This window comes from Streptomyces cellostaticus, assembly GCF_023630175.1.
In the GTDB taxonomy this organism is placed as follows: domain Bacteria; phylum Actinomycetota; class Actinomycetes; order Streptomycetales; family Streptomycetaceae; genus Streptomyces; species Streptomyces cellostaticus_A.
The window spans coordinates 1-18,093 of record NZ_JALLIN010000074.1 but is presented as its reverse complement, the minus strand read 5'-3'; the positions used below and the strand labels follow the sequence as shown (position 1 = coordinate 18,093).

Genomic DNA, 18,093 nt, shown 5'->3' with positions numbered 1-18,093 from the left:
GCTGGGGGGGGGGGGGGCCCCCCCCGGGGGGGCCCCCCCCCACCGCGTCCTGCTACAGGTGCCTCTTCAGCTCGCGCCGGGCCAGCGACCGCTGGTGCACCTCGTCCGGGCCGTCGGCGAGCATCAGGGTGCGGGCGGCCGCGTACAGCTCGGCCAGGGGGAAGTCCTGGCTCACTCCGCCGGCTCCGTGCAACTGGATCGCGCGGTCCAGGATGCCGACCACCGCACGCGGGGTGGCGATCTTGATGGCCTGGATCTCCGTGTGCGCGCCCCGGTTGCCGACGGTGTCCATCAGCCAGGCGGTCTTCAGCACCAGCAGCCGGAGCTGCTCGACGGTGACCCGCGCGTCGGCGATCCAGTTCTGCACCACGCCCTGCTGGGCCAGCGCCTTGCCGAAGGCGGTCCGGGACACCGCGCGCCGGCACATCAGCTCGATGGCCCGCTCGGCCATGCCGATCAGCCGCATGCAGTGGTGGATCCGGCCGGGGCCGAGCCGGGCCTGGGCGATGGCGAAGCCGCCGCCCTCCTCGCCGATCAGATTGCCGGCGGGTACGCGCGCGTGGTCGAAGACCACCTCGGCGTGGCCGCCGTGCGAGTGGTCCTCGAAGCCGAAGACCTGCATCGCGCGCTCGACGGTCACTCCGGGAGTGTCCCGCGGGACCAGCACCATCGACTGCTGCCGGCGGATGTCGGTGCCGTCCGGGTCCGTCTTGCCCATGACGATGAAGATCCCGCAGTCGGGGTTCATCGCCCCGGAGATGTACCACTTGCGGCCGGTGACGACGTAGTCGTCGCCGTCCCGCTCGATGCGCGTGGTGATGTTGGTGGCGTCGGAGGAGGCCACGTCCGGCTCGGTCATCGCGAACGCCGAGCGGATCTCACCCGCCAGCAGCGGCTCCAGCCACCGCTTCTTCTGCCGGTCGTCGCCGAACTGCGCCAGCACCTCCATGTTCCCGGTGTCGGGCGCGGCGCAGTTCGTCGCGGTCGGCGCCAGGTGGGGTGAGCGGCCGGTGATCTCGGCCAGTGGCGCGTACTGCAGGTTCGTCAGCCCGGCGCCGTACTCGGCGTCGGGCAGGAACAGGTTCCACAGGCCCTGCCGGCGCGCCTCGGCCTTCAGCTCCTCCACCACGGCCGGGGTGTCCCACGGCGAGGCCAGCGCGGCCCGCTGCTTCTCGGCGACCGGCTCGGCCGGGTACACGTACTCGTCCATGAAGGCCAGGAGCCTGGCGCGCAGCTCCTCGGTGCGCGCGTCGAACGCGAAGTCCATGTCCGGTCAGCCTTCCTGAAGAGTGGTCAGTCCGTGGTCGATGAAGACGGGCACCAGCTCGCCGATCCGGTCGAAGCCGCGGCCCACCGTCTGGCCGAGGGTGTACCGGTAGTGGATGCCCTCCAGGATCACGGCGAGCTTGAACCAGGCGAACGCCGTGTACCAGGACACGGCGGCGACGTCGCGTCCCGAGCGCGCGGCGTACCGCTCGATCAGCTCGCCGGGCAGCGGGTGTCCGGGAGCCTCGGCGGTGGTGGACACCGGCGAGGCCGGCAGGCCCAGCGGCGTGCTGTACATCACCAGCAGGCCCAGGTCGGTGAGCGGGTCGCCGAGCGTCGACATCTCCCAGTCGAGGATCGCCCTGATCGTGTCGTCGTCGCCGATCAGCACGTTGTCCAGCCGGTAGTCGCCGTGGACGACGGCCGGGGCGGGCGAGGTCGGCAGGGCGCGGCCGAGGGCGGCGTGCAGCTCGTCGACGCCCGCCAGCTCCCGGTTGCGGGAGGCGTCGAGCTGCTTGCCCCAGCGGCGGAGCTGGCGGTCCAGGAAGCCCTCCGGTCGCCCGAAGTCCTGCAGGCCGACGGCCGCCGGGTCCACCGCGTGCAGCTCGACCAGCGTGTCGACGAGCGAGAGCACGGCCTCCCGGGTCCGCGCCTCGCCCAGCGGGGCGAGCTGCCGGGCGGTGCGGTAGGGCGTGCCCTCGACGAACTCCATGACGTAGAACGGCGCCCCGAGCACCTCCTCGTCCTCGCACAGCAGCACCGGCCGGGGGACCGGTACGTCCGTCGGGTGCAGGGCGCTGATCACCCGGTGCTCGCGCTTCATGTCGTGCGCGGTGGCCAGCACATGACCGAGCGGCGGCCGCCGGACGACCCAGCGCGAGGTCCCGTCGGAGAGCGCGTAGGTGAGGTTCGACCGTCCGCCCTCGATCAGCCGGCCCGTGAGCGGGCCGTTCACCAGGCCGGGCCGCGCGCGGTCCAGCAGCGCGCGCAGCCGGTCGAGATCGAGTCCGGGTGGGTGGTCGGCGCTCATACATCACTCCTACGAACGGGCGAACAGCAACGCGTCTCATGATGCCGACCGGTCGGTATGTCGTCCAGTGCGCGTGCCGAACCCGGACCCGAACGTGACCGGAGCCACGATAATCGCCCCGCCGCGCGCGGCGGGCGGCGACGGCGGCCGCCCGCGGGGTACGGGCGGCGGCGACGCGAGCGCCGCCGCGCGAACGGTACGCGCCGGCGCACCGGTTGCGCGGCGCACGAGGACCCCGGAGGGTCGTGGGCATGAAGGCCATCAGCTACAGCCGCTACGGCGGTCCCGAGGTGCTGGAGTACGGCGAGGCGGACGACCCCAAGGTCGGTCCCGACTCGGTACTGGTCAAGGTCCGCGCCGCGGCCGTCAACCCGGTCGACTGGAAGTGCCGCGAGGGCCACCTCGACCAGATCCTCGACGCCGTCTTCCCGGTGGTTCCCGGCTGGGACGTCAGCGGCGTGGTGGTGCGGCCCGGCGCCTCGGTGACGGAGTTCTCCGTCGGCGACGAGGTCATCGGCTACGTCCGCGAGGACTTCCTGTCCCGGGGCACCTTCGCCGAGTACGTCGCCGCGCCCGTGCGCACCCTGGCCCGCAAGCCGCGCAACCTCTCCTTCGAGGAGGCGGCCGGGCTGCCGCTGGCCGGGCTGACGGCCTACCAGGTCCTGGTCAAGGCGCTGGAGGTGAAGCGCGGCGAGACCGTCCTCGTGCACGCGGCGGCCGGCGGGGTCGGCTCACTGGCCGTCCAGATCGCCGCCCACCTCGGCGCCCGGGTGATCGGCACGGCGAGCGAGCCCAACCACGACTTCGTGCGCGGGCTCGGGGGCGAGCCGGTGAGCCACGGGGAAGGCCTGGCCGAGCGGGTGCGCGGGCTCGCCCCGGAGGGCGTGGACGCCGTCTTCGACACCGTCGGCGGCGACACCCTGAAGGTCTCGGCCAACCTGCTCGCCCCGGAGGGCCGGCTGGTGTCCGTCGCCGACCCGGAGGTGGTCGGGTTCGGCGGCCGCTACTACTTCGTCCGGCCCGACGCCGAGGACCTGCGCAAGCTGTCCGCGCTGGCCGAGCAGGGGGTGGTGTCCGTGCACGTCCAGGAGACCCTCCCGCTGGAGCGGGCGGCGGACGCGCACCGGCTGAACCAGGAGGGGCGCACCCGCGGGAAGATCGTGGTGACGGTCGACTGGGAGACCGGCGGGACAGCCCAGGTGCCGTGACCGGAGCGCTTCTCCGGCTCGCGCCGCCCGGCACGGCGCCTCGCCGCGTTGTCGCCACGGGGCGCTGCGCGGAGCCGCCGGGACACCCACCGGCACCCGGTCCGCACGTCCGGTCACAGCACTAGGGCAGGGCGCCGGCCCGCGAGGGTCCGCTCAGACCAGCAGCGCGACCGCGCACACGGCCATCGCCACCGCGCACAGCGCGGCCGCCGTCGCGTGCCGCGGTGCGAGCGCGGGCGGCCGGACCGCGGCCGACAGGGCGCGGATGCGATGGTGGGCCACCCACAGGAAGCTCAGCCAGAGCGCACAGCACAGCGCGCATCCGACGATCGCGGTGGCCGGCGCCCCGGCGCGCAGCGCGGTCCGCACCGCGAGCACGGCGGCCACGGCTGCCGACAGCGTCGTACGCCGCCAGGCCAGCCGGGTGCGCTCCGGCTGCAGGCCCGGATCCCGGCCGGCCGTGCTCACCCCGCCCACCCGACCACCACCACGACGACCATCGCGACCGCCACCACCGCGACGACCAGGCTCAGCACCGCCGGGAACCGGGAGGCCGGCAGGTCCTCGCCCCGCCGCATCGCGCGCTCGCAGCGCACGTAGTGGTTCACCGCGCGCAGCGCGCACAGCACTCCCGCGCCGAGCAGCGCCAGCGCGAGGCCGACCCGCCAGGCCCAGCGCAGGCCGGGCAGGAACTGGTCCACCGCGAACCCCCCGCCGATCAGCGCGAGCGCGGTCCGCAGCCAGGCCAGGAACGTGCGCTCGTTGGCCAGCGAGAACCGGTAGTCGGGCGTGCCGCCCTCCTGGCGCACCCGCTCCGGGGCGAACCACAGCCGGACGTTGCGTACGAACTCACTCACGCGCAGGACCCTACCGGGGGCTCACCGGGCGGACCGGAACGCCCGCAGCCGTTCGTAGGCCGCCACGCCGTCCGGCACCCACTCCCACTCGCCGAGCCGCCGCTCCACCTCGTCCGCGGGCAGGAAGCCGTACCACTGCACCTCCTCCACCTGGGGCCGCACGGGAAGGTCGCAGCGCACCTCGTACACCGCCGACCACCAGCTCTGCCCGGCCCCGTCGTCGTAGAGGAACTTGAAGAGGAACTCCGGCCGGGGCAGCCCCGACACGCCCAGTTCCTCCTCGGCCTCGCGCAGCGCGGCCGCGTCGTAGGACTCGCCCGCGCCCACCACACCGCCGACGAACATGTCGTACAGGGAGGGGAAGACGAGCTTGGTGGGGGTGCGGCGGTGCACGAACAGGCGCCCGGCCGCGTCCCGGGCCTGGACGAAGACGCACCGGTGGCGCAGCCCCCGGACGTACGCCTCGCCGCGCGCCACCCGGTCGACCACCCGGTCGTTCTCGTCGACGATGTCGAGGATCTCGTCAGCAGGGTTCATGGCGGTATCCAAGCAGGCCCCGGAGCGCCGGCTCAGTGCGACTGCAGGTCCCGGGCGCGTTCCGCGCCGGCCGCACCGGACGGCATCGCCGGGTGCAGCCCGAGCAGCACGATGCCCGCGACGATCGCGGCGAGCCCCGCCGCCTCCCAGGCGAGCGCCCCGGTGTCGGTGCGCAGCCGGTCGCCGAGGAAGCCCACCCCGCACAGGATGCCGGCCAGCGGCTGGGCCGCGGTGAGCGCCGGCAGCGACATACGCAGCTCGGCCGTCTCGAACGCGCTCTGCACCAGCACCAGGGCCGTGACCCCCAGCGCGAGCACGCCGTACGGCTGCCAGCCGGTCAGCAGCTCCGTGAAGCCGCCGGCCGCGAAGCGGGTGCCGCAGATCCGGGTGAGCGCGTCCTGCACGCCGTACAGCAGCCCGGCGGCGGTGGCCAGCAGCACCGGGCCCCCGTCCAGCCGGGACCGCTTGGCGCAGGTGGTGAGCGCCAGGGCCGCGCCGAGCATCGTGCCGATGATCAGCCAGTGCCGCACCGGGTCGGTGACGGCGCTGCCGCCGCGCGGTTCGCCCGCCACGATGAACGCGCTCACACCGCCCGCCAGCGCCCCGAGCCCGGCCCAGCCCTGACGGCCGAGCGACCTGCCCGTCCGCAGGCGCGACAGGGCGAGCGCGAACAGGAGGTTCGTCGCGAGCAGCGGTTCGACCAGCGAGATCTCGCCCTTGCCGAGGGCGACGGCGCCGAGGACCATGCCGGCCACCATCAGGGCCACGCCGCCCAGCCAGCGCGGCACCCGCATCAGGTCCAGCAGCAGCCGGAAGGACAGGAAGTCGCCGAGCGGCGCCTGTCGCGCGGCGCTCTGCTGGAGCACGAAACCGAAGCCCACACAGGCGGCGGCGCTCACGGCGAGCAGGAGAACCAGAGCGGACACGTTGCGTACCTCGATCATCCGGCCGGACGGGTCCCGGTGGCCGACTGTAGCGCTCCGGGGACACCGTGCCATGGCGTACGCCACACCGTCCCGTTCACGGCGCCCGGACCGGGCCGCGGACCTGCACGTCCGTGCGCCGAGTGCCCTCCACCGCACATGGTTGAAGAGGGCAACACTCCGGTTCCGCTTGACGCAAACCTTGGCTGAGGGTTTGCTGTGCGTGATCGGTCGATGGCAGCCCGAGAAACAGGAAGTCCCGCGGTGCCCCCAATCCCGTCCCTGCTCGGCGCCCGCCGTGCCCTCCCGGACCAACCCGGTGCCCCCGCCCGGGTCGCCCGCGGCGCCTTCGACGAGGCCCTGGACGACGCGGAACTCCTCGCCGCCCGCGCCTCGCTGGCCCAGGGCCGGCGGCAGGCCACCCGGGCCCTGCTGCGGCGCACCGGCGACGACTGGGACCGCCGGGGCCACCGCCTCACCGTGCTCGCCGGCGCTCCGTACGCCGCCGCCCGGGCCCAGGACTGGCTGCGCGCCGAACCGGACTCGCCCGACGCCGCCGCCCTGCACGCCCTGGCACTGGTCCGGCGGACCTTACGCGGCGAGGAGAGCCCCGACCGGGCCCGCGCCGCCTGCCGGGCCGCGGCCGCCCTGGCCCCGGCCGACCCGACCCCCTGGCTCGGCCTGCTCCGGCTCGCACGCCGGCTGGGCCCCGAGCGCGAACTGCTGGGCGTCTTCGCGCGACTGTGCGAGCGCCACCCGGAGCACCACCACGCCCACCACCTGCTGGTCGCCCGGCTCGCCGAGCGGCCCGGCGCCGGCCGGGCGGAGTCCCACGAGGTGTACGACCTCGCCGAGCGGGCCGCCGCCGAGGCACCCGCGGACTCCCCGCTGGCCGTCCTGCCGGTCGTCGCGTACGCCGAGCGCTACCGTGTCCTGGCCGCCACCGGACGGGCCCCCGCCGACCCCTACGGCAGCGGGCACTGGTCGGGCCCCCGGGCCCGCCGCGTCCTGCGCGCGGCCTTCGACTGGTGGCTGGAGTGGGAGCACGACGAGCACCCCCGCCGCCACACCGACCTCAACCACCTCGCCTTCGCCATGTCCTGCGCGGACCGCCGCGCCGAGGCGGCGGCCCTCTTCCGGCGCCTCGGCCGGCACGCCACCCGCGTCCCCTGGGCGTACCCGCACCGCGAGCCGTGGCCGGCGTTCCGCGCGGCCCGCGCCCGCGCGCTCGGGGTACCCCCGCCCCCGCGTCGCGGGAGCGCTCCCGCGACGCGGCGGCGAGTCCTTACGGAACTCTGACCGGTGCCCGCGCACGCTGGCCCCGCCCCGGCCGGAAGTGCTCGAATGGACAGGTGAATCCCGAACCGCCCGAGGGCCCCGAGGCACAGGGGCGGCCCGTCGGCCGCCGAGTCCTCCTGGGCACCCTCGCCCTGGGAGCGCTGGGCGTCGCCACCGCTCCGGTGCTGCAACGCGGCATGGAAGGCCTCCTCGGCGGCCTGTCCGACGAGGATCCGACCGGCCTGACCGGCCTGCTGCCCAACGGCGGCGGCTTCCGTTACTACTCGGTGGCCGCCTCCGTCCCGCACAGGAGCCCTGCAAACTACCGGCTCACCGTCGACGGCCTGGTCGACCACCCGCGCACCTACACGCTCGCCGACCTGCGCGCGCTGCCGCAGACCCGGCTGGTCAGGGACGTCCAGTGCGTCACCGGCTGGCGGGTCCCGGGCACCCCCTTCCAGGGTGTGACGCTGTCCCGGCTGCTGGACGCGGCCGGTGTGAGCGCCGCGGGGCGCGCCGTCCGCTTCACCTGTTTCGACGGCACCTACTCCGAGAGCCTCACCCTCGAACAGGCCCGCCGCCGGGACGTCCTGGTCGCCCTGCGGATGCAGGACAAGGACATCGGCCACGACCACGGCGGCCCCGTGCGCCTCTACGTCGCGCCCATGTACTTCTACAAGTCCGCGAAGTGGCTCTCCGGCATCACCGTGACCGACCGTGTCCGGCCCGGCTACTGGGAGCGGCTCGGCTACGACGTGGACGCCTGGGTCGGCCGGTCGAACGGACGGACCGATGAGCCTACGAGCTGACACCCCGGCACCGCCGGACGCCCGGGTCCGCCGTTTCGGCCCGGCCCAGCGCTGGGTGCACCGCGGCACAGCGGCGCTGATGGGTGTGTGCGTGCTCACCGCGGCCTGCCTCTACATCCCGCAGCTCGCCGTGCTCGTCGGCCGCCGCGAGCTGGTCGTACGGGTCCACGAGTGGGCCGGGCTCGCCCTGCCCGTTCCCGTGCTGCTGGGTCTCGCCTCCCGCGCCTTCCGCGCCGACCTGCGCTTCCTCAACCGATTCGGCCCGCACGACCGCGTCTGGCTGTGGGCCGCGCTGAGCCGGGACAAGCGCCGCTCCTCCCGGCCGGCGGGCAAGTTCAACGCCGGCCAGAAGGTCTACGCGGCCTGGATCGCCGGGGCCGCACTGGTCATGCTCGGCACCGGCCTGATGATGTGGTTCACCCGGCTCACCCCGCTGGTCTGGCGGACCTCGGCGACCTTCGTGCACGACTGGCTGGCCCTGACGATCGGGGTCGTGCTGGCCGGCCACATCGGCATGGCGCTCGGCGACCCGGAGGCCCGCCGCGGGCTGCGGACCGGCATGGTGAGCAGCCGGTGGGCCGAGCGGGAGCACCCGTTGTGGCGCCCCTGAGCCGTGCCGCCCGACGGAACGGGACCCACCCCCTCCTCGGCCGCCGAGGAGGGGGTGGGTCCCGTCGCGCCCGGCCGTCGAGGTGCACGGCGTCCGGGCGCGCCGCGCCTATATGACGAGGGACAGCAGCAGCACCAGGGCGCCGGCGACCACCGAGATGATCGTCTCCATCACCGACCAGGTCTTCACGGTCTGCCCGACGCTCAGCCCGAAGTACTCCTTCACCAGCCAGAAGCCGGCGTCGTTGACATGGCTGAAGAAGAGCGAGCCGGCGCCGATGGCGAGGACCAGCAGCGCGGCGTGGGTGGTCGACATGTCGGCCGCGAGCGGCGCGACCAGACCGGCCGCCGAGACCGTCGCCACCGTCGCCGAGCCGGTCGCCAGCCGGATCGCGACCGCGATCAGCCAGGCAAGCAGCAGCGCCGGGATCGACCAGTCCCTGGAGATGTCCAGGATCATCTGGCCCACTCCGCAGTCGATCAGCGTCTGCTTGAAGCCGCCGCCCGCGCCCACGATCAGCAGGATCCCGGCGATCGGCATCAGACCCGTCTCGACCGTCCGCTGCAGGCGCTCCTTGCTGAACCCGGCGGGCCGGCCCAGCGTGAAGAAGCCGACGACGACGGCGGCGAGCAGCGCGATCAGCGGGGAACCGGCCACGTCGAACACCCGCTGGGTCATGTTCGCGGTGTCGTCCACCACGATGTCCACCAGCGCCTTGGCCAGCATCAGCACCACGGGGAGCAGCACGGTGGCCAGCGTCGGGCCGAAGCCCGGACGGCGCTCCAGCTCCTCGGACGGGCGCTGCGGGACCATCCGCTCGGGAGCGGGGACGTCCACCCAGCGGGCGGCGAAGCGCGAGAACACCGGACCGGCGATGATCACCGTGGGGACGGCGACCAGGATGCCGAGCGCCAGTGTGACGCCCAGGTCGGCCTTGACCGCGTCGATCGCGACCAGCGGGCCCGGGTGCGGCGGGATCAGGCCGTGCATCACGGACAGGCCGGCGAGCGCCGGGATGCCGATGCGCATCAGGGAGTAGTTGCCGCGCCTGGCGACCATCAGCACGACCGGGATCAGCAGCACGATGCCGACCTCGAAGAACAGCGGCAGACCGATCACGGACGCGATCAGCACCATCGCCCACGGCATCGACCGGCCGCCCGCCTTGGCGAGGATCGTGTCGACGAGCTGGTCGGCGCCACCGGAGTCGGCGAGGAGCTTGCCCAGGATCGCCCCGAGCGCGATCAGGACGCCCACGCCGGCCACGGTGCCGCCGAGCCCGGTGGTGAAACTGACGATGGCCTTGTCCAGCGGGGCCCCGGCGACGGCGCCGAGCACCAGTGACCCGATGGTCAGTGCCAGGAAGGCGTGGAGCTTGAACTTGGTGATGAGCAGCACGATGACGGCGATGCCCACCAGGACGGCGACGCCGAGCTGAGCATGGCCGGCTGAGGTGATCGGCGGAGGTGCGTCCGCTGCCAGCATCTCGACGCTGAGTCTGGTCACGGGGTTTCCCTTGCAGGTGCGGGGACGGGGGTGCGGTGTTACGCGGGGGTGTCGGAAAGCGCGTCGAGGGCCCGCACGGCACGCGCGGTGATCTCCTCGGGGCTGCCGCAGACGCCCACGGCCACTCCGGCCTCGTCCGGCTCCAGCGGCTGCAGCGTGGCGAACTGGGAGTCCAGCAGCGCGGTCGGCATGAAGTGACCCCGCCGGTGGGACATCCGGTCCTCGATCAGCTCGCGGTCGCCTGTGAGGTGCAGGAACACCACTCCGGGGGCGACGGCCCGGAGCCGGTCGCGGTACGACCGCTTCAGCGCCGAGCTGCTCACCACCCCGCCGAGCCCGGCCCGCCCGTGCGCCCAGTGCCCGATGGCCTCCAGCCACGGCCAGCGGTCGGCGTCCTCGAGCGGGACCCCGGCCGTCATCTTCTCGATGCTGGCCCGCGGGTGGAAGTCGTCGCCCTCGGCGTAGGGGACACCCAGCCGGGAGGCGAGCAACGGACCGATCGTGGTCTTGCCCGTCCCGGCGACGCCCATCACGACGACGACCTGGGGGGTGCGCATGACTGCCTCGCTGTCTTCCTCGACATCCGACGCCACTTCGGCGTCGCCACACTGAAGCTCATTAGGTACGACGAATTCAAGAGTGTGTGACATATAAGTCTGACTTTTTAGGGGTGTGATCCAGGCCGTACGCTGACTCCATGAACACACCGGGCCGAGGGCTGCACGGCCGCGTACTGGACACCCTCGGTCCCGCGATCACCGCGGGTGAGTACCCACCGGGCAGCGTGCTGCGCACCGACGAACTGGCGCAGCACTTCGAGGTCTCCCGCTCCGTGATGCGCGAGGCCGTGCGGGTGCTGGAGTCCATGCACCTGGTCGAGTCCCGCCGCCGGGTCGGCGTCACCGTCCGCCCCAAGTCCGAGTGGAACGTCTACGACCCCCAGGTCATCCGGTGGCGTCTGGCGGGCGCCGACCGCCCGCACCAGTTGCGCTCCCTGACCGTCCTGCGCTCCGCGGTCGAACCGGTGGCCGCCGGCCTCGCCGCCACCCACGCCACGCCCGAGCAGTGCGCCGAACTCACCGAGTGCGCCCTCGGAATGGTGGCCAACTCACGCGGGCACCGGCTCCAGGACTACCTGGTCCACGACATCGCCTTCCACCGGGTCGTCCTCACCGCCTCCGGCAACGAGATGTTCGCCCGCCTCGGCGACGTCGTCGCCGAGGTGCTGGCCGGGCGCACCCATCACGAGGTCATGTTCGAGGACCCCGACCCGGCCGCCGTCACCCTGCACGTCCAGGTCGCCGAGGCGGTCCGCGAGGGAGACCGCGCCCGCGCCGAACGGCTCACCAGGGAGATCACCGAGGGTGCCCTCCAGGAGCTGGACATCCTGGCGCCCTGACGTCCCTGAGACGGGGCCGCGCCGGACACTCCGCCCGGGATCAGTCGAGGAAGTCCCCGTCGACGTAGACCCATGCCCCGTCCACCCGCTCGAACCGGCTGCGCTCGTGCAGCGAACCGCCCCGGTACGAGGCGCGGAAGGTCACCGTCCCCGCGCGGTGGAACGCCGAACCCTCCCCGGTCTCCAGGATCTCCAGCCCCGTCCACCGCGTGCCGGGATCCAGCTCCAGCCGCTCGGGGCGGGTCCGCGGATGCCACGTCCGCAGCAGGTACGCCGCGTCCCCCCGGACGAACGCGCTGTACCGCGACCGCATCAGCGCCTCGGCGGTGGGGGCGGCGGCCGGCCCGGAGTGGAAACGGCCGCAGCAGGCGTCGTAGGACAGGGGACGTCCGCAGGGGCAGGCACGCGAGATCATGCACCCATTCTGCCCGGACCGCCGCACCGGCCCGCCGCCGGTGCGGCACACGCCCGGCCGGTGCACAGTGGAAGGGGTGACGCGCGCCGGTGCGTCCCGTTGGCCTCGCAGCGCAGTGAGGAGAGGCGGACGATGACCCGACCCCTGAGCAGCCGTCCTCCGTCCGTCAAGGAATGGCGGCTGAACCTGTACCTGTCCGAACACGATCCGGACACCACCGCCCGGATCGTTCTGGACACCGGAGACAACGTCCTGGAGAGCCACGCCGAGGCCCGCCGCAACCCCTACGACACGGCGGTGCCCGACATAGGCGACGAACTCGCCGCCGGACGCGCACTGATCGCCATGGGCCGGGTACTGCTGCGCGCGGCCGCGGGCGAGATGAAGGACATGGGCGCGATCGACCGGGAGGCGCCCGTGCCGCTCTGGCTGTCCCGGGAATGAGGGAGCCCGCCGTGCTCTTCACCGACCGGCTCGAGGCGGGGCGGCGGCTGGGCGCCCGCCTCGAGTACCTCAGAGGCCAGGACGTCGTGGTGCTCGGCCTGCCCCGGGGCGGGGTCCCGGTCGGCGCGCAGGTCGCCGAGGCCCTCGACGCCCCGCTGGACGTCTGCCTCGTCCGCAAGCTGGGCGTGCCCCACCAGCCCGAACTGGGCATGGGTGCCATCGGCGAGGACGGCGTCCGCGTCATCAACCAGGAGGTGGTGCGCGCCAGCGGGGCCTCCCCGGCCGACCTGGACCGGGTCGAGGCGCACGAGCGCGCCGTCCTGGCGCGCCGGGCCGCCCGCTACCGGGGCGACCGACGGCCGGCCGGCGTCGCCGGACGGACCGCCGTGATCGTCGACGACGGCGTCGCCACCGGCTCCACCGCGCGGGCCGCCTGCCGGATCGCCCGGGCCCGCGGCGCCGCCCGGATCGTGCTCGCGGTCCCCGTCGCACCCCGGGACTTCCCGCACCGGCTCGCCGGGGAGGCCGACGACCTGGTCTGCCTCGCCACGCCCGCGGACTTCTTCGCGATCGGCCAGTTCTACGGCGACTTCACCCAGGTCGACGACGACGAGGTCAACGCCTGGCTGCGGCAGGCGGCCCAGCGCCACGAACGCTTCGCCGGCACCGGGGACCGGGAGACGGAGATCACCGCCGGGACCGTCCGGCTGCGCGGGCGGCTCACCCTTCCCGCGGGCGCGACGGGGATCGTGGCCTTCGCCCACGGCAGCGGCAGCGGCCGGCACAGCCCCCGCAACCGGTACGTCGCCGGGGGGCTGAACCGGGCCGGACTCGGCACCCTGCTGTTCGACCTGCTCACCGAGGACGAGGAACGCGACCGGGCCAACGTCTTCGACATCCGGCTGCTGGCCGCCCGGCTCACCGACGTCACCCGGTGGCTGCGCGAGGAGCCCGACGCCGAAGGGCTCGCGGTCGGCTACTTCGGCGCCAGCACCGGCGCGGCCGCCGCCCTGTGGGCCGCCGCCGGACCGTCGGCCCGCCCCGCCGCCGTCGTCTCCCGGGGCGGCCGCCCCGACCTCGCCGGTCCCATGCTGCCCGAGGTGACCGCGCCCACCCTGCTCGTCGTGGGCGGCGCCGACCGGCAGGTGCTCGAACTCAACCGGCAGGCAAGGGCCGCGCTGCGCTGCGAGAGCCGGCTCGAGGTGGTGCCCGGCGCCACCCATCTCTTCGAGGAGCCCGGCACGCTGGAGAGGGTGACCGAACTGGCCCGTGACTGGTTCACCGACCACATGGCCCCCGCGCACGTGTAGGCCGGGACCATGCGCGAGGGCGCCGTCACCCTGTTGCTCGCCGGTGACGTCATGCTCGGCCGGGGCGTCGACCAGATCCTTCCGTACCCCGGCGACCCCGCCCTGCGCGAGGACTACGTGCACGACGCCCGTGACTACGTGGCCCTGGCCGAGGCCGCGAACGGCCCGATACCCCGCCCGGTGGACCCGGCCTGGCCCTGGGGCGAGGCACTGGCCTGCCTGGACCGGGCCGCGCCCGAGGTGCGGGTGATCAACCTGGAGACCGCCGTCACCCGGGACGGGGACTTCGCGCCCGGCAAGGCCGTCCACTACCGGATGAACCCGGCCAACCTGTCCTGCCTCACCGCCGCCCGCCCCGACGTCTGCGCCCTCGCCAACAACCACGTGCTCGACTTCGGGCCGCCCGGCCTGGCGGAGACGCTGGAGAGCCTGGCCGGGGCCGGGCTGCGCACGGCCGGAGCGGGCCTCGACGCGGTCGCGGCCTGGCGACCCGCCGCCGTGCCCCTGAAGTCGGGCGGACGCGTCCTCGTCTTCTCGTTCGGGATGCCCTCCAGCGGCATCCCGCACGGCTGGGCCGCCACCGCCGAACACTCCGGAGTGGCCCTGATCGCGGCGCCGACCCCGGCCGGCGCCGCCGCCTTCGCCGACTGCCTGCGCCAGCTCCGGCGGCCCGCCGACCTCGTCGTCGTCTCCGTCCACTGGGGCCCCAACTGGGGGTACGGGATCTCCCGCGGTGAGGTCCGCTTCGCCCACGACCTGATCGACGCCGGTGTCGACGTCGTCCACGGCCACTCCTCCCACCACCCGCGCGCCCCCGAGGTGTACCGGGGGCGGCTCGTCCTGTACGGCTGCGGCGACCTCGTCGACGACTACGAGGGCATCAGCGGCTACGAGCGCTACCGGGACGACCTGCGCCTGCTGTACCTGGTGACGCTGGAGGAGGGCACCGGACGGCTGACCCGCCTGCGGATGGTGCCCCTGCGAGCCCGCCGGATGCGCCTGGAACACGCCTCGGACGAGGACACCGCCTGGCTGCGCACGGTGCTCGACCGGTGCGGCCGCGACCTCGGCACCCGGGTCGAGCGGCGCGCCGACGGCACCCTCACCGCCCGGCCCCTGCACGCCACCGCGCCCCGCTGAGGCACACCCGGCCCGCGCGCCCCGGACGGCACCGCCCCGCGGGACACGCGAAAGGCCCCCGCGGAGCGGGGGCCTCACTGGTGTCCGAGGGGGGACTTGAACCCCCACGCCCGATAAAGGGCACTAGCACCTCAAGCTAGCGCGTCTGCCATTCCGCCACCCGGACAAGGTGTCTGTCGTGCGGGTTTTCCCCGCGGCGACGAAGGAAACACTACCAGGCTTTCGGAGAGGGCCGATCACACCCCGTCCCCGCGGGACGTCCGGCGTGAACGGCGCGTCAGGGCCGGGTCCGCTCTTGGGCACGGGGCCGGGCCGGAGAGAGGATGGACGGGACCCAGCAGTGACAGTGGGAGGAGCCAGCGTGAGCGAGACGGACACGGCCAGGGGCGTCACCGGCGAGGACGAGGTGGTGGACCTCTGCCGCGAGCTGATCCGGTTCGACACCAGCAACTACGGGGACCACTCCGGGCCCGGCGAACGGGCGGCCGCCGAATACGTCGCCGGCAAGCTGGCCGAGGTCGGGCTGGAGCCGGAGATCTTCGAGTCGCACCCAGGACGCGCCTCCACCGTGGCCCGGATCGAGGGCGAGGACCCGTCCCGGCCGGCGCTGCTCATCCACGGCCACCTGGACGTCGTACCGGCCAACGCCGCCGACTGGACCCACGACCCGTTCTCCGGCGAGGTCGCCGACGGGTGCGTCTGGGGGCGCGGGGCCGTCGACATGAAGGACATGGACGCGATGACCCTCGCGGTCGTGCGCGACCGGCTCAGGAGCGGACGCCGGCCCCCGCGCGACATCGTGGTCGCCTTCCTGGCCGACGAGGAGGCGGGCGGTACGTACGGCGCGCGCCACCTCGTCGACCGCCACCCCGGCCTGTTCGAGGGTGTCACCGAGGCGATCAGCGAGGTGGGCGGCTTCTCGTTCACGGTGGACGAGAAGCGGCGGCTCTACCTGATCCAGACGGCCGAGAAGGGCATGCACTGGATGAAGCTGACCGTGGCCGGCACCGCCGGTCACGGGTCGATGATCCACCGGGACAACGCCATCACCGAGCTGTCCGAGGCCGTCGCCCGGGTCGGGCGGCACCGTTTCCCGGTCCGGGTCACCAAGACCACCCGGGCCTTCCTGGACGAGCTCGGCGACGCCCTCGGCACCGAGCTGGACCCGGAGAACATGGAGGCCACCCTCGCGAAGCTCGGCGGCATCGCCAAGCTCATCGGCGCGACCCTGTCCAACACCGCCAACCCCACCCAGCTCGACGCCGGGTACAAGGTCAACGTCATTCCCGGCGAGGCCACCGCGCACATCGACGGACGGTTCCTGCCCGGGTACGAGGAGGAGTTCCTCCGGGACCTCGACCGGCTCCTCGGGCCGAACGTGCGCCGCGAGGACGTGCACGCCGACAAGGCGGTCGAGACCACTTTCGACGGTGCGCTGGTCGAGGCCATGCAGTCCGCGCTGCTCGCCGAGGACCCGACCGCCAAGGCGATCCCCTACATGCTGTCCGGCGGCACCGACGCCAAGTCCTTCGACGACCTCGGCATCCGCGGCTTCGGCTTCGCGCCGCTGAAGCTGCCGCCGGAGCTGGACTTCGCCGGCATGTTCCACGGCGTGGACGAGCGGGTGCCGGTGGACGGTCTGAAGTTCGGGGTTCGCGTGCTCGACCGTTTCATCGACGCGTCGTGAGGCCTGGGGTCGGGAATTCGGGCCGGGGTGATCGCGCCGGGGCGAGTGGGCCGAAGTAATAGGGCGGATGTGCGAGAGCGACTGAGAAGAGTGAATGCGACCATAAGCTCGTAGCCCCAATATCCCCTCCTCGTTACTGGTGATGTGATCCCCGCACCTTGGGATCGCATTGCCAACTAGGAGGAATAATGATCAAGAAGGTCGTCGCTGCCGCGGCCGCCACCGGTGGTCTGGTTCTCGCGGGCGCGGGCCTTGCCGTCGCCGACTCGGGTGCCACGGGAGCCGCCACGCAGTCCCCGGGTGTTGCCTCCGGCAACGTCATCCAGGTGCCCGTCCACGTTCCGGTGAACGTCTGTGGCAACACGGTCGACGTGATCGGGCTCCTGAACCCCGCCTTCGGCAACGCCTGCGTCAACGGCTGACGCGACTCCCCGAGGGGCGTCCTTTACGAGCCGCCGGCCCCGGAGCGCGCGCCATGCGCTCCGGGGCCGACCGGCCTTTCTCCGCGAATTCCTTTTCGTGGGGGGTATCGAAATCATCGAAGGCAGGGGGGAATTCCACAATGCGACAGAGCACCCGCAAGGGTCTGATGACCATGGCCGCCGCCACCGGCGTGATCGCCGCGGCGAGCGGCTACGCGCACGCCGACGCCGGAGCGGCCGGATCCGCCACCGGTTCAGCCGGCGTGCTGTCCGGCAACACCGTGCAGGCGCCCGTGCACGTTCCGGTGAACGTCTGCGGCAACACCGTGAACGTGGTCGGGCTCCTCAACCCGGCCGTGGGCAACGCGTGCGCGAACCACGGCGGCAGCGGCTCCACCGACCGTGGCGGCTCCCACGCGAGCGGCCGCAGCGACCGCTCGCCCGGCGTCGGCTCCGGCAACACCGTCCAGGTGCCGGTCGACGTCCCGGTGAACGCGTGCGGCAACAGCGTGAACGTCGTGGGTGTCGGCAACCCGGCCGCGGGCAACGAATGCGGCAACAGCGGGCATCACAACCCGCCCGGCAACCCCCGGCAACGGAATCACCCGGGCCACCCCGGTCACCCCGGTCACCCCGGTCACCCCGGTCACCCCGGTCACCCCGGTCACCCCGGTCACCCCGGTCACCCGGACCACCCGTGCCCCCCGGGTACGCCCGACAACCCGGGTACGCCCGACAACCCGGGAACCCCGGGCACGCCCGACAACCCCGGTACGCCCGGCACTCCCGAAGGGCCGGTAACGCCCGCCACTCCGCCCACCGACACCGTCCGGACACCGCACGCTGCGTCCCAGGTCAGGACAGAGGGTGGGGCCTCGCAGCGGTCCGTGGGCGGCGGTCAGCAGCTCGCCCACACCGGAAGCGAGGTGCCGCTCGGGCTCGCGCTGCCGGCCGGCGCGGGCGCGCTGCTCGCGGGCGCGGTGCTGTACCGCAAGGCCAGGGCCTCCGCCTAGTGCTGCGACCGTAAAGGTTCACCGGCTCGCGGCGTCATGCACGGCACCTCGCCGCGTTGTCGCATCACCCGAGTACGTCCAGTACACGGACGACGCTCCGCCTTGCGATGCACCGCACCGGACGCCGGGAGCCTTCCGGCAAACGCCTGCGGTCACAGCACTAGCCGGAACTCCGCGGCCCGAGGGCCGTGGAGACCGCGGCGGGGCCCCCCCGCCCCGGGGGGGCCCCCCCCCGGGGG

The 18,093-nt window shown here is 73.6% G+C and carries 20 protein-coding genes and 1 tRNA gene; 11 read left to right on the top strand and 10 right to left on the bottom strand.

What is annotated here, in order from left to right; all coding sequences use genetic code 11:
• Positions 1 to 52: 52 nt before the first annotated feature.
• Both MXD57_RS30085 and MXD57_RS30080 read right to left on the bottom strand, forming a co-directional pair.
• Positions 53 to 1,267: an acyl-CoA dehydrogenase family protein gene (locus MXD57_RS30085; protein WP_250405333.1), complete on the bottom strand. Its 1,215-nt coding sequence runs from the start codon at positions 1,265 to 1,267 to the stop codon at positions 53 to 55.
• A 6-nt stretch (positions 1,268 to 1,273) separates the two neighbouring features.
• Positions 1,274 to 2,296 carry a phosphotransferase family protein gene (locus MXD57_RS30080; protein WP_250405332.1) on the bottom strand — a complete coding sequence of 341 codons (1,023 nt, stop codon included), beginning with the start codon at positions 2,294 to 2,296 and terminating at the stop codon, positions 1,274 to 1,276.
• 251 nt (positions 2,297 to 2,547) lie between these two features.
• Here MXD57_RS30080 and MXD57_RS30075 point away from each other — a divergent pair, with 251 nt between their 5' ends.
• Positions 2,548 to 3,504, top strand: a complete 957-nt coding sequence (locus tag MXD57_RS30075) for an NADP-dependent oxidoreductase (protein ID WP_250405331.1) — start codon at positions 2,548 to 2,550, stop codon at positions 3,502 to 3,504.
• Between the two features lie 153 nt (positions 3,505 to 3,657).
• Here MXD57_RS30075 and MXD57_RS30070 read toward each other — a convergent pair whose 3' ends face one another.
• Genes MXD57_RS30070 through MXD57_RS30055 form a run of 4 tightly spaced genes read right to left on the bottom strand, consistent with a single transcriptional unit; the run spans position 3,658 to position 5,842 of the window.
• Positions 3,658 to 3,981 carry a DUF202 domain-containing protein gene (locus tag MXD57_RS30070; RefSeq protein WP_250405330.1) on the bottom strand — a complete coding sequence of 108 codons (324 nt, stop codon included), beginning with the start codon at positions 3,979 to 3,981 and terminating at the stop codon, positions 3,658 to 3,660.
• Entirely contained in the window at positions 3,969 to 4,361 is a 393-nt protein-coding gene (locus MXD57_RS30065) for a YidH family protein (RefSeq protein ID WP_250405329.1), read from the bottom strand. The genes MXD57_RS30070 and MXD57_RS30065 overlap by 13 nt, the downstream gene beginning before the upstream one ends.
• A 21-nt stretch (positions 4,362 to 4,382) precedes the next feature.
• Positions 4,383 to 4,898 carry an NUDIX domain-containing protein gene (locus MXD57_RS30060; RefSeq protein ID WP_250405328.1) on the bottom strand — a complete coding sequence of 172 codons (516 nt, stop codon included), beginning with the start codon at positions 4,896 to 4,898 and terminating at the stop codon, positions 4,383 to 4,385.
• A gap of 32 nt (positions 4,899 to 4,930) precedes the next feature.
• On the bottom strand, positions 4,931 to 5,842 hold the full coding sequence (locus MXD57_RS30055; RefSeq protein ID WP_284506285.1) for a DMT family transporter: 912 nt from the start codon (positions 5,840 to 5,842) through the stop codon (positions 4,931 to 4,933).
• A gap of 243 nt (positions 5,843 to 6,085) precedes the next feature.
• Here MXD57_RS30055 and MXD57_RS30050 point away from each other — a divergent pair, with 243 nt between their 5' ends.
• From MXD57_RS30050 to MXD57_RS30040, 3 genes are read left to right on the top strand one after another with little or no spacing between them, the layout of a single operon-like run.
• The gene (locus MXD57_RS30050) at positions 6,086 to 7,120 is read left to right on the top strand and encodes a hypothetical protein (RefSeq protein WP_250405326.1); all 1,035 of its coding nucleotides are present in this window, start codon (positions 6,086 to 6,088) and stop codon (positions 7,118 to 7,120) included.
• Between the two features lie 53 nt (positions 7,121 to 7,173).
• Positions 7,174 to 7,908: a molybdopterin-dependent oxidoreductase gene (locus tag MXD57_RS30045; RefSeq protein WP_250405325.1), complete on the top strand. Its 735-nt coding sequence runs from the start codon at positions 7,174 to 7,176 to the stop codon at positions 7,906 to 7,908.
• On the top strand, positions 7,892 to 8,518 hold the full coding sequence (locus MXD57_RS30040) for a cytochrome b/b6 domain-containing protein (protein ID WP_250405324.1): 627 nt from the start codon (positions 7,892 to 7,894) through the stop codon (positions 8,516 to 8,518). Before MXD57_RS30045 ends, MXD57_RS30040 begins: the two co-directional genes overlap by 17 nt.
• Before the next feature lie 108 nt (positions 8,519 to 8,626).
• Here the strand turns inward: MXD57_RS30040 and MXD57_RS30035 are convergent, their stop codons facing one another.
• Together MXD57_RS30035 and MXD57_RS30030 are read right to left on the bottom strand one after the other, a co-directional pair.
• Positions 8,627 to 10,024: a GntP family permease gene (locus tag MXD57_RS30035; protein ID WP_250405323.1), complete on the bottom strand. Its 1,398-nt coding sequence runs from the start codon at positions 10,022 to 10,024 to the stop codon at positions 8,627 to 8,629.
• A 38-nt stretch (positions 10,025 to 10,062) separates the two neighbouring features.
• Positions 10,063 to 10,581 carry a gluconokinase gene (locus tag MXD57_RS30030; protein WP_250405322.1) on the bottom strand — a complete coding sequence of 173 codons (519 nt, stop codon included), beginning with the start codon at positions 10,579 to 10,581 and terminating at the stop codon, positions 10,063 to 10,065.
• Between the two features lie 140 nt (positions 10,582 to 10,721).
• Between MXD57_RS30030 and MXD57_RS30025 the strand changes: the two genes are divergently transcribed.
• On the top strand, positions 10,722 to 11,423 hold the full coding sequence (locus tag MXD57_RS30025; protein ID WP_250405321.1) for a FadR/GntR family transcriptional regulator: 702 nt from the start codon (positions 10,722 to 10,724) through the stop codon (positions 11,421 to 11,423).
• A gap of 40 nt (positions 11,424 to 11,463) precedes the next feature.
• On the opposite strand, the gene MXD57_RS30020 is transcribed toward MXD57_RS30025, so the two are convergent.
• Positions 11,464 to 11,838 (bottom strand): YchJ family protein, encoded by a 375-nt coding sequence (locus MXD57_RS30020; protein WP_250405320.1) that lies wholly within the window; start codon positions 11,836 to 11,838, stop codon positions 11,464 to 11,466.
• 132 nt (positions 11,839 to 11,970) lie between these two features.
• Between MXD57_RS30020 and MXD57_RS30015 the strand changes: the two genes are divergently transcribed.
• The 3 genes from MXD57_RS30015 to MXD57_RS30005 are packed head-to-tail and all read left to right on the top strand — an operon-like array spanning position 11,971 to position 14,732.
• Positions 11,971 to 12,282 (top strand): dsRBD fold-containing protein, encoded by a 312-nt coding sequence (locus tag MXD57_RS30015; RefSeq protein ID WP_250405319.1) that lies wholly within the window; start codon positions 11,971 to 11,973, stop codon positions 12,280 to 12,282.
• 11 nt (positions 12,283 to 12,293) lie between these two features.
• Positions 12,294 to 13,592 carry a phosphoribosyltransferase family protein gene (locus tag MXD57_RS30010; protein ID WP_250405318.1) on the top strand — a complete coding sequence of 433 codons (1,299 nt, stop codon included), beginning with the start codon at positions 12,294 to 12,296 and terminating at the stop codon, positions 13,590 to 13,592.
• Positions 13,593 to 13,601: 9 nt separating this feature from the next.
• The gene (locus MXD57_RS30005; protein ID WP_250405317.1) at positions 13,602 to 14,732 is read left to right on the top strand and encodes a CapA family protein; all 1,131 of its coding nucleotides are present in this window, start codon (positions 13,602 to 13,604) and stop codon (positions 14,730 to 14,732) included.
• A 78-nt stretch (positions 14,733 to 14,810) separates the two neighbouring features.
• On the opposite strand, the gene MXD57_RS30000 is transcribed toward MXD57_RS30005, so the two are convergent.
• Positions 14,811 to 14,898 (bottom strand) — tRNA-Leu (locus tag MXD57_RS30000).
• A 195-nt stretch (positions 14,899 to 15,093) separates the two neighbouring features.
• Between MXD57_RS30000 and MXD57_RS29995 the strand changes: the two genes are divergently transcribed.
• The 3 genes from MXD57_RS29995 (at position 15,094) to MXD57_RS29985 (ending at position 17,854) form a co-directional block, all read left to right on the top strand.
• On the top strand, positions 15,094 to 16,419 hold the full coding sequence (locus tag MXD57_RS29995) for a M20/M25/M40 family metallo-hydrolase (protein ID WP_250405316.1): 1,326 nt from the start codon (positions 15,094 to 15,096) through the stop codon (positions 16,417 to 16,419).
• 188 nt (positions 16,420 to 16,607) lie between these two features.
• Positions 16,608 to 16,841, top strand: a complete 234-nt coding sequence (gene chpH / locus MXD57_RS29990; RefSeq protein ID WP_250405315.1) for a chaplin ChpH — start codon at positions 16,608 to 16,610, stop codon at positions 16,839 to 16,841.
• A 140-nt stretch (positions 16,842 to 16,981) separates the two neighbouring features.
• Positions 16,982 to 17,854 (top strand): chaplin, encoded by an 873-nt coding sequence (locus tag MXD57_RS29985; protein WP_250405314.1) that lies wholly within the window; start codon positions 16,982 to 16,984, stop codon positions 17,852 to 17,854.
• Positions 17,855 to 18,093: the final 239 nt, after the last annotated feature.